Raw genomic sequence first — 7313 nt, forward strand, 5'->3', positions numbered from 1 at the left:
CGTGGATGTCGTGATGCAATGCAGCCATGGGGCGTCGACGGGGGCTGGTCGTCGCACTGGCGGTGGCGATCACCGCCGGTGTCGGCGCGGTCTGGTACGGGTTGGGCACGGCCGCGGTGCCGGGCGGCACGATCACGGCCCAGTCGCCTCCCTCGGACTCGCCGTCCAGTTCGCCGTCCAGTTCGCCGTCCAGTTCGCCGTCACCGGAGCCGACGCCGTCGCCGACGCCCTCGCCTGTGGTCACCGCGGTCCCGGCGAACGGCACCGGGAAGTTCGACTACAGCACCGTCGCGGGCGAGCGGACCGGCGGTGCCGGACGGCTGGTGCTGTACACGGTCGCCACCGAACAGGGGTCAGGGGTCGATCCGGAGGAGTTCGCGGTGGCGGTACACGCGACGCTGGGAGATCCGAGAAGCTGGATCGCCGGTGGCCGGGTCTCCTTCCAGCGGGTGCCCGGCGGGCAGCCGAGCGAGCTGACCGTGCACCTGGCGACCCCCGCCACGACCGACTCGATGTGCGCGAGGCGGGGCGTGCGCACCCGCGGCGAGGTCTCCTGCCGCGGCGGGCGCGACGTGATCATCAACCTGAAGCGGTGGCAGCTCGGCGTCCCCTGGTACCCGGTGCTCGGCGACTACCGGGACATGGTGGTCAACCACGAGGTCGGCCACTTCCTCGGCAACGGCCACGTGGTCTGCCCGCGCAAGGGCGCGCCGGCGCCGGTGATGGCGCGGCAGACGTTCGGTCTCGAGGGATGCGAGCGGAACCCGTGGCCGTACCCGGACGGCAGGACGTTCGTGACGGGACCGCCCGCACCGCGTTGATCAGGCCGATCGTCGGCCATCGGTGAGAAATCGGGTGCAGAGGGCAACGTTCGCCGGTTTCATGGCGTCATACCCGATATACCGGACGGCAAGGTGTAGGGGGTGACCGGCATGACCCGTGCGGAGCACGACCGTCGCAGGCGGCAGATGAACCGGCGGATCCGCGAGGTGCTCGCGGTGCGCCGGCTGCTGGCCGCCCTGGGCCCTCAGGTCGAACCCCCGGATCCCTCAACGCACGAGCGCTGAGGCCGGTTACGGCCTTCCGCGGACCCGCGCGGCCTTACGCGCCTGCCGTCAGCCAGCGCCGCACCACGTCGGCGCCCTCGACGATCTTGTCGAGCTCGACGTGCTCGTCCTGCTTGTGGGCGAGGTTCGGGTCGCCGGGGCCGTAGTTGAGCGCCGGGACGCCGAGGGTCGCGAACCTGGCCACGTCGGTCCAGCCGAGCTTCGCCCGCCGCGGCTGCCCGATCGCGGCCAGGAACTCCCGGGCGGCCGGCGCGTCCAGGCCCGGCAGCGCGCCCGGCGCCGAGTCGACGATCTCCAGCTCGAAGCCGGCGAGCACCTCCCGTACATGGGCGGCGGCCTGCTCCTCGGAGCGGTCGGGCGCGAACCGGAAGTTGACCTCGACCACGCACTCGTCGGGGATCACGTTGCCCGCGACGCCGCCGCCGATCCGGACCGCGTTCAGCCCCTCGCGGAACTCGCAGCCGTCGATGACGACCGTGCGCGGCTCGTACACCTGAAGGCTCCGCAGGATCGGCGCGGCCTTGTGGATCGCGTTGTCGCCGAGCCAGGAACGGGCCGAGTGCGCGCGCCGGCCGGCGGTGCGGGCGAGGACCCGCAGCGTGCCCTGGCAGCCCGCCTCGACGAGGCCGTGCGTCGGCTCCAGCAGCAGCGCGAACGACGCGTCGGTCAGCAGCTCCGGCCGCTTGTCGGCGAGGATCTTCAGCCCGTTGCGCGCCGAGTCGACCTCCTCGCACTCGTAGAAGACGTAGGTGACGTCGTGGCGGGGCGCCTGCTCGGTGACCGCGAGGTGCAGCGCGATCGCCGTGCCCGCCTTCATGTCCGACGTGCCGCAGCCGTGCATGAGGCCGCCCTCGGTGCGCGACGGCCAGTTGTCGTTGAGCGGGACCGTGTCGAGGTGCCCGGCGAGCACGACGCGCTCCGGCCGGCCCAGCTCGGTGCGCGCGACGATCGTGTGACCGAAGCGCTCCACCTTCAGGCCCGTGCCGCCGAGTGCGTGCTGGACCTGGTCGGCGATCTCCGCCTCGTCGCCGGACACCGACTCGATGTCGACGAGGGCTCGGGTCAGGGCCACCGGGTCTTCGAGCACGTCACGCGTCAGCATGCCCATACCCTAGATGCGGTAGCGTTCGGTCACGTGACGACCGCCTACATCGACTCCCCCGCCTGGGGACTTGGCCTGGCCACCGTGGCCTCCTCGGGTCAGGTCCTGGACGCCTGGTTCCCCACCGGTCACCTCGGCCTCGGCGCGCTTCCGGCCGAGGTGCCGGCGCTCGCCCCGACCGGCGCGGCGCCGCTGCCGTCGCTGTCCGTCGAGGTGGTCCGGGTCGAGATCGGCTCCCTGGGCGACGCACCGGCCTCCACCGCCGACGCCTACCTGCGGCTGCACCTGCTCTCGCACCGGCTCGTCCAGCCGCACCAGGCCAACCTCGACGGGCAGTTCGGGCTGCTCGCCAACGTCGCGTGGACCTCCGCCGGCCCGTGCCTGCCCGACCAGGTCGACGAGCTGCGGCTGGCCGAGCGTCTCGCGGGGCGCCGGCTCAACGTCTTCGGCATCGACAAGTTCCCGCGCATGGTCGACTACGTCACGCCGTCCGGCGTCCGCATCGCCGACGCGGACCGGGTGCGCCTGGGCGCCCACCTGGCCCCCGGCACGACCGTCATGCACGAGGGCTTCGTCAACTTCAACGCGGGCACCCTGGGCACCTCGATGGTGGAGGGCCGCATCTCCGCGGGTGTCGTGGTCGGCGACGGCACCGACGTCGGCGGCGGCTCCTCGATCATGGGCACGCTCTCCGGCGGCGGCAAAGAGGTGATCCGGCTGGGCGAGCGCTGCCTGCTGGGCGCCAACGCGGGCATCGGCATCTCGCTCGGCGACGACTGCGTCGTCGAGGCGGGCTGCTACATCACCGCCGGCTCGAAGCTCACCCTGCCCGACGACCGGGTCGTGAAGGCGCGCGAGCTGTCCGGCATGTCCAACCTGCTGTTCATCCGCAACTCGGTCTCGGGCCGTCTCGAGGTCCGCGAGCGGGCGGGCCGCGGCATCGAGCTGAACGCCGCGCTGCACGCCAACTGACGCCGGCTTCCCCATGATCCGGTAGAGATTCTCTACCGGATCATGGGATTCGGCCTTACCGCAGGCGCTTCGCCGCTTCGGTGATGCGCTCGTCGGTCGCGGTCAGGGCGGCCCGGACGTGCCGGCTGCCCTCCGGGCCGTAGAACGCGCCGGGCGCGGTCAGGATGCCGCGCTCCGCCAGCCAGGCCACCGTGTCCCAGGAGTCCTCGTCGCGGGTCAGCCACAGGTACAGGCCGGCCTCGGAGTGCTCGACGGTGAACCCCGCCGCGGTGAACGCCTCGCGCAGGGCCGCACGGCGGGCGGCATAGCGGTCGCGCTGCTCCTGGACGTGCGCCTCGTCGCCGAGGGCCGCCACCATCGCCGCCTGGACCGGGGCGGGGACGATCATGCCGGCGTGCTTGCGGACCGCGAGCAGCTCGTCGACCAGGGCGGGGTCGCCGGCGACGAAGCCCGCGCGATACCCGGCCAGGTTGGAGCGCTTCGACAGCGAGTGCACCGCGAGGACGTTGTCGAAGCGGTCGTCGCAGACCGACAGGATCGAGACCGGCTCGGCCTCCCACGGCAGCGGCAGGTAGCACTCGTCGCTGGCCACGACGGCGCCGCGCTCGCGGGCCCAGTCGACGACCTTGCGCAGATGGGCGGCGGGCAGAACGCGACCGGTCGGGTTGGACGGCGAGTTGACCCACACGAGGCGGACCCGCGCCGGGCCGAGGGCCGTCAGCGAGTCGGACCGCACCACGGTCGCGCCGCTGAGCTGCACGCCGGCCTCATACGTCGGGTAGCAGACCGGCGGGATCACCACGGTGTCGCCGGGGCCGAGCCCGAGCAGCGTCGGCAGCCACGCGACCAGCTCCTTCGAGCCGATCGTCGGCAGCACGCCGAAGCCGTCGCCGGCCGGCGCGCACCACTGCGTCACCCAGGCGCGGATCGCGGCCCGCAGCTGCGGGGTGCCGGCGGTCAGCGGATAGCCGGGCGAGTCCGACGCCGCCGCCAGGGCAGCACGGATCGCCGCGGGCACCGGATCGACGGGCGTGCCGATCGACAGGTCGATCAGCCCGTCGGGGTGCTCGGCGGCCTTGGCCTTCGCCGGCTCCAGGCGGTCCCACGGGAAGTCCGGAAGCCCGGCGGCGAGCGAGCGCCGGGCGGCGGGACTTCCCGTGTGCGAGACGATGCCGGTCAGTGGTCGTGCTCCTGCGGCGGCAGGCCGGCGACGAACGTCGCGTCCTTCTCGACCTTCCCGACCTTCGACGCGCCGCCGGGCGAGCCCAGCTCGTCGAAGAACGAGTAGTTCGCGCCGACGAAGTCCTTCCACTTCTCCGGGACGTCGTCCTCGTAGAAGATCGCCTCGACCGGGCACACCGGCTCGCAGGCACCACAGTCGACGCACTCATCCGGGTGGATGTAGAGCATGCGGTTGCCCTCGTAGATGCAGTCGACAGGGCACTCCTCGATGCACGCCTTGTCGAGCAGGTCCACGCAAGGTTCGGCGATGATGTATGTCACGGTTCGCCCTCTTTCGCACCTGAGGCTGCCAACGTGGTTGGCGAACCCCGCCGCATCCCTACCGCGGCGGTACGAGCCTAGTATCCCGCCGTTCTGGAGGTGCAGCGTGCTCGGTCCACAGCATGTGGGAAGTCGGGTCGTCGTGCGCCGCATCGTGGGACAGCGAGGCGATCGACCCCTCTACTCGGACATTCTGGGCCGACTCGTCGAGATCACCGAGACGCATCTCACAGTGCGTGGGCGGACCGGCGCCGTCCGCGTTCCAATCGCTGAGATCCACAGGGCCAAGCTCGTGCCCGACCGGCGCCGCCTCACGCCCACCGAGTCCCTGGAGGTCGCCGCCGCGGCCGGCTGGCCCGCGGGCGAGCGCGACCAGCTCGGCGACTGGCTCCTGCGCGCCACCGACGGCTGGACCATGCGCGGCAACTCGGCCCTCCCGGTCGGCGACCCCGACCTGCCGCTGCCCGACGCCGTCGACGCGGTTTCGCGCTGGTACGAGCGGCGCGCCCTCCGGCCGGCGATGAGCGTCCCGCTGCCGCTCTTCCAGCGCATCGACGACGAGCTCGACCGCCGGGGCTGGACCCCGATGCCGCTGACGCTGCTCATGACCGCCCGGCTCGCGGACCTGCCGGCCGCCGCCGATCCGCAGGTGACGCTCGACGCCTCGCCGTCGGACGAGTGGCTGACCGCCGTCGCCGGCCGGAAGGGCCCGCTGCCCCCCTCCGCCCGCGGCGTCCTCACCGGCGTGCCGTCCGTCCGGTTCGCCTCGCTGCGCGACCCCGCCGGCGTCCTGCTCGCCACCGGCCGGGGCTGCGTCGCCGACCCCGAGGGCCGCTGGCTGGGCCTGTCCCTGATCGGCACCGACGAACGCGCCCGGCGCCAGGGCCTCGCCCGCCGCATCCTCGGCGCCCTGACCACGTGGGCCGTGGAAGCCGGCGCCACCGACGCCTACCTGCAGGTGGAGCAGCGCAACACGGGGGCGGTCGCCCTGTACGAGAAGCTCGGCTTCACCACGCACCACGTCTATCAGACACGGGTCCTGCCCACCGGCTGACCGGTCACGGCGTCCCTGATCGAAGCCGTCGTCCTTCGACCTTGATCCAGGCCGCGGAGCCGGACGGCGTGCGGGCGAAGCTGCGCGCGTTACCGGGCCCGCCGCCGCGCCGTCCCCACGACAGCCTCGAGGCTGGCCGGCGACGCCGGCTTTTTGCGGGCCGCGACCCGCCGGCTTTCGCGGCGCGACCCGCCGGCCACATCGCCGGGCGGGGCGAGGGCGGGGCGGCTAGCGACGGACGATGCGGCGGGGCTTGGTGCCGGCGCGGTCGATGTACCGCTTCCACGACTGCGACCGGTAGTCCCAGCCGAGCGTCATCAGCGCGAGCACGCCCAGGACCGCGCCGATGGCGGAGAGGCCGACGAAGTAGAAGAACTGGCGGAAGACGAGCCCGACGCCGTCGCCGAACGGAGTGGCGCCCGACACGAACGGCCCCACCAGCACCGCGAGCACGCAGGCGGCCACCACGGCGATGCCCAGGTCGGCCACGAGGCGGAGCATGGGGTGGCGGCGCCCGTACCAGAACGCGACGGGGATCATCACGGCACCGACCGCGAACAGCGCCCACAGGCCGATCGTGACCTGCTTGTCGTCGTCGTTGCCGGCGGCGAACCGCACGACCAGCCGCGCGACGACGTTGACGAGGAAGAGTGCCCCGGCGATGAGGCCGACAGGCAGCCACCGCTCCTTCATCACAAGCCTCCGCTGTTGCTCGCTCCCCGTGCGCCGCCGAGGGTCACGGACGGTGCGGGAACGTGTCTACCTTTCCCACGCTCTGTGGCGCAAGAGGCGTTGCCTTCGAGTTCGCTGAGCCCGCGACCCGCTGCCGGAGCGCCGTGACGTAGATGCCGATCGCGAACGCCAGCGGTCCCGCGAACAGTGTCAGCAGCCCCACCCAGTTGTCGTTGGTGATGAGCAGGTCGCCCTCGGTGGTGCGGCCCGCCGCCAAGATCCACACGACGCACCAGGCACCCGCCGGCAGCAGCGCCGCGAACCGCCGGCCCGTCGTCGTGAACGCGAACCACCCGAGCATCGGATTCGTCACCAGCGCCAGCACCAGCGCGAGCGGGATCCGCATGTTGCTCGTCCCGGTGCCGGACAGCCCGAGGTCGGACGCCCGCAGCGGCGCCAGGAACGCCTCGAACACCGCCAGCGCCACCGCCAGCAGCACCGCGACGACCAGCCCGCCGATCGTGATCACGATGTCGAGCGGCTCGCCGGTCGCCTCGGGCTTCGGCGCGTCCTCGCCAACGGGCACGGCGAACCCGCTGCCGGGCGCATAGGGCTCCACCCCGCCGCCCGGACCGTCCCCACCGACCTCGGGAGCACTGACATCGCCCGCCGCCGGACCCTTGTGGAGCACGGGTCCACCAACCGCCGTGCCGCCGTCGCCTGCGGTGGCGCCGGCCGGACCGCCCTCGGCAGCACCGACATCACCCGCCGCCGGGCTCTTGCCGAGCACGGGTCCACCACCGACCGCCGGACCATCCCCGACCACCGGACCGTCCCCCGCCGGGCCATCCCCCGCCGGGCCATCCCCCGCCGGGCCATCCCCCGCCGGGCCATCCCCCGCCGGGCCATCCCCCGCCGGGCCATCCCCCGCCGGGCCATCCCC

10 protein-coding genes are annotated in these 7313 nt (G+C 73.0%); 5 read left to right on the forward strand and 5 right to left on the reverse strand.

What is annotated here, in order from left to right; genetic code table 11:
- Positions 1-26 precede the first annotated feature (26 nt).
- Together AB0J72_RS32405 and AB0J72_RS32410 are read left to right on the forward strand one after the other, a co-directional pair.
- Entirely contained in the window at positions 27-821 is a 795-nt protein-coding gene (locus AB0J72_RS32405; protein WP_363405191.1) for a DUF3152 domain-containing protein, read from the forward strand.
- A 102-nt stretch (positions 822-923) separates the two neighbouring features.
- On the forward strand, positions 924-1067 hold the full coding sequence (locus AB0J72_RS32410; RefSeq protein WP_363405193.1) for a hypothetical protein: 144 nt from the start codon (positions 924-926) through the stop codon (positions 1065-1067).
- A gap of 34 nt (positions 1068-1101) precedes the next feature.
- Here the strand turns inward: AB0J72_RS32410 and dapE are convergent, their stop codons facing one another.
- Positions 1102-2169, reverse strand: coding sequence for a succinyl-diaminopimelate desuccinylase (dapE, locus tag AB0J72_RS32415; RefSeq protein ID WP_363405195.1), 1068 nt, complete (start codon positions 2167-2169; stop codon positions 1102-1104).
- Positions 2170-2202: 33 nt separating this feature from the next.
- Between dapE and dapD the strand changes: the two genes are divergently transcribed.
- Positions 2203-3141, forward strand: a complete 939-nt coding sequence (dapD, locus tag AB0J72_RS32420) for a 2,3,4,5-tetrahydropyridine-2,6-dicarboxylate N-succinyltransferase (RefSeq protein ID WP_363405197.1) — start codon at positions 2203-2205, stop codon at positions 3139-3141.
- A 55-nt stretch (positions 3142-3196) separates the two neighbouring features.
- Here the strand turns inward: dapD and dapC are convergent, their stop codons facing one another.
- The gene (dapC, locus tag AB0J72_RS32425) at positions 3197-4312 is read right to left on the reverse strand and encodes a succinyldiaminopimelate transaminase (protein ID WP_363405273.1); all 1116 of its coding nucleotides are present in this window, start codon (positions 4310-4312) and stop codon (positions 3197-3199) included.
- A 5-nt stretch (positions 4313-4317) separates the two neighbouring features.
- Positions 4318-4644: a ferredoxin gene (gene fdxA / locus AB0J72_RS32430; RefSeq protein ID WP_344503740.1), complete on the reverse strand. Its 327-nt coding sequence runs from the start codon at positions 4642-4644 to the stop codon at positions 4318-4320.
- Positions 4645-4750: 106 nt separating this feature from the next.
- Between fdxA and AB0J72_RS32435 the strand changes: the two genes are divergently transcribed.
- Positions 4751-5698 (forward strand): GNAT family N-acetyltransferase, encoded by a 948-nt coding sequence (locus AB0J72_RS32435; protein ID WP_363405199.1) that lies wholly within the window; start codon positions 4751-4753, stop codon positions 5696-5698.
- A gap of 228 nt (positions 5699-5926) precedes the next feature.
- Here AB0J72_RS32435 and AB0J72_RS32440 read toward each other — a convergent pair whose 3' ends face one another.
- Both AB0J72_RS32440 and AB0J72_RS32445 read right to left on the reverse strand, forming a co-directional pair.
- On the reverse strand, positions 5927-6391 hold the full coding sequence (locus AB0J72_RS32440) for a hypothetical protein (RefSeq protein ID WP_363405201.1): 465 nt from the start codon (positions 6389-6391) through the stop codon (positions 5927-5929).
- 43 nt (positions 6392-6434) lie between these two features.
- The gene (locus AB0J72_RS32445; protein ID WP_363405203.1) at positions 6435-7061 is read right to left on the reverse strand and encodes a hypothetical protein; all 627 of its coding nucleotides are present in this window, start codon (positions 7059-7061) and stop codon (positions 6435-6437) included.
- On the opposite strand from AB0J72_RS32445, the gene AB0J72_RS32450 reads away from it, so the two are divergent.
- On the forward strand, positions 7053-7313 hold a 261-nt coding region (locus tag AB0J72_RS32450), incomplete at its 3' end, for a hypothetical protein (protein ID WP_363405205.1). The two genes, AB0J72_RS32445 and AB0J72_RS32450, sit on opposite strands and share 9 nt — an antisense overlap.

Source organism: Dactylosporangium sp. NPDC049742 (assembly GCF_040674675.1).
Taxonomy (GTDB): Bacteria; Actinomycetota; Actinomycetes; order Mycobacteriales; family Micromonosporaceae; genus Dactylosporangium; species Dactylosporangium maewongense.